The sequence below is a fragment of the Acidiphilium sp. genome (assembly GCF_049977125.1).
Taxonomy (GTDB): domain Bacteria; phylum Pseudomonadota; class Alphaproteobacteria; order Acetobacterales; family Acetobacteraceae; genus Acidiphilium.
Genome location: NZ_JBMFGY010000311.1, coordinates 1 through 2263, shown reverse-complemented (window position 1 = coordinate 2263; position 2263 = coordinate 1). Strand labels below are relative to the sequence as shown.

The window sequence follows — 2263 nt, the reverse complement described above, 5'->3', positions numbered from 1 at the left end:
ATACGCTCGCTCAGGGGTTTCGCGTCACGGGCACGATCGAGTTCAGCCTGAACCGCCATACGCACCGCGTCCTGCTTGGTCATGCCTCGTTCCTTTGCCAGTCGCGCGACGAGTTCAGCCGTCACATCATCTCGAATGTACAGGGGCATGGATGACTCCTGATATTTATATATTCTTGATTGAATATCCGAATATCGGCGAAATTACAAGGAAACGCCGTTGTTCGCTCGGCATCTCGACCAATCGGACATTCTAACCTTTGCACACGCGACTAGGGTGGCCGTCTAAATTGAGGGACCCGACCACTTCGTGGTGGGTTTCGTCAAAGGCGGCGGCGTTGACGAAGATCTGGTGGGCGAGGTGATGCGCCTTGAGATCGCGCCAGCCGGGTTCGATCAGGAGTGTCGCGCAGCGCCCTCGCCTTTCCGGCTTCGACGTGTCTGCCACCCTGCGATCATACGTAATCGGCCGCAGTTGTAACGTCGTGGATGCGGTCGGAGGCAAACGTGTTGAGGATGGGGGAGAGGATGGTCGAGACCACGACGTTGAGGATGAAGGTGGCGATGGCGATGTAGCAGGGGAATGTGTAGCCGGCGATGTGGAACGGGTAGATTGCGCCGATGAGGTGGTTGAGCAGGGCGTAGTGGGTAGCCATGGTGATGCCAGAGGCCCAGCCGATTAGCAGTGCCCAACCATTGTAGAAGCGGGTAAAAAGGCTGAACACGATTGAAGGGAAGATCTGGATCATCCACATGCCGCCGAGAAGCTGGAGTTGGATGGCGTATTTTAGAGGCAGGCCAAAGATGAAGGCCAAGGCACCGATTATCATGACGATGGAAAAGACCTTGGCGACCATGGATTCCTGGCCGGGGGTGACGTGCGGATTGATGAACTGACGCCAGATATCGCGGGTGAAAATGTTAGCCGAGGCAATCGCCATGATCGCGGCGGGAACTAGTGCGCCGACGGCGATAGCGGCGAAGGCGACTCCGACGAACCACGGCGGCAGAGTGTGGATCAGCAGAGCGGGGACGGCGAAATTGGTGCCGAATTCCTTAAATCCGGCGGCGAATTGCGGCATGGTCGAGACGTCCGCGGCGACGGCCATGGCACCGAGTAGCGTGATTAGACCGAGCATAAAAGTATAGGCGGGTAGTATGACGGCGTTGCGGCGAACCACTTCGCCTGAGCGGGCTGAGAGGATGCCGGTGGTAGTATGAGGGTACAGGAACAGCACCATGGCCGAGCCGAGGGCGAGAGTGGCATAGCCGGAGTAGAGGCCGCCGCTACCGACTGGCGGGATGGGCAGCAGGAGTTTGGTGGGGGCGATTTTCGCGAAGATCGCGCCGAAGCCGCCAAGTTCATAGGGAATGACGATGATAGCAACGATGATGGTAAGGTAGATCAACAGGTCCTTCACGATGGCGATCATGGCCGGTGCGCGCAGACCTGAGGTAAAGGTGAAGGCGGCGAGAACGAGGAAGGCGATGATGAGCGGCAGGTGTGCGCCGAAGCCGGCACCAGTGATGCCGAGGCCGCCGATCACGGTCTGCATGCCGACGAGCTGCAGCGCAATGTAGGGCATAGTCGCGACGATGCCGGTGATGCCGACGGCGAGGGCGAGGTATCGGTTTCCATAGCGACCGCGGACGAATTCTGGACCGGTGACGAATCCGTGTTTCGCCGAGACGCGCCAGAGTTTCGGGAAGATCACATAAAGAATTGGGTAGGCGATGATCGTGTAGGGCACTGCGAAGAAGGCGAGTGCGCCGACGCCGAACATCAGGGCAGGGACGGCGATGAAGGTGTAGGCGGTGTAGACGTCGCCACCAATCAGGAACCAGGAGATGATGACACCGAACTGGCGACCGCCGAGACCCCATTCCTCGAGTTTCGAGAGATCGCCGGACTTCCAGCGGGCAGCCGCGAAGCCGAGGATGAGAACCAGGAGGACCAGGATTGTGAAGACAATGGCGGCGATGTTCATGACGCGTTGCTCAGCTTTCCGCCTTGTAGACGATGAAAATAATAAAGGCGGAAACCGGCACGGCGAGAAGCTGATACCAGTAGAAAAATGGAAACCCGAAAAGGGCAGGCAGCGGGTGATTGTAAAATGGCACCCAGAGTGTACCGATGAAGGGGATCAGTAGCAGCAGCCGCCAGACTGAGACACGGTTTACTTTCAGGGGTACGGGTGATGACATGGCGTTGGTCGATCTTCCAGTTGTGGCGATCCCGACCCCGGGATTGTTACCGACATCTA

At 58.2% G+C, this 2263-nt stretch carries 4 protein-coding genes; all 4 read right to left on the bottom strand.

The genetic code is table 11. The features are described 5' to 3' along the window. Nucleotides 1–149, bottom strand: a 149-nt coding sequence (locus ACP5E6_RS18480; protein ID WP_427956833.1) for a type II toxin-antitoxin system VapB family antitoxin, incomplete at its 3' end; no start/stop codon positions are given. Between the two features lie 103 nt (nucleotides 150–252). Next, entirely contained in the window at nucleotides 253–447 is a 195-nt protein-coding gene (locus ACP5E6_RS18475; protein WP_427956828.1) for a hypothetical protein, read from the bottom strand. 7 nt (nucleotides 448–454) lie between these two features. Continuing rightward, nucleotides 455–1987, bottom strand: coding sequence for a monocarboxylate uptake permease MctP (mctP, locus tag ACP5E6_RS18470; RefSeq protein ID WP_427956826.1), 1533 nt, complete (start codon nucleotides 1985–1987; stop codon nucleotides 455–457). 10 nt (nucleotides 1988–1997) lie between these two features. Then, nucleotides 1998–2204, bottom strand: a complete 207-nt coding sequence (locus tag ACP5E6_RS18465) for a DUF3311 domain-containing protein (RefSeq protein WP_427956831.1) — start codon at nucleotides 2202–2204, stop codon at nucleotides 1998–2000. Nucleotides 2205–2263 lie beyond the last annotated feature (59 nt).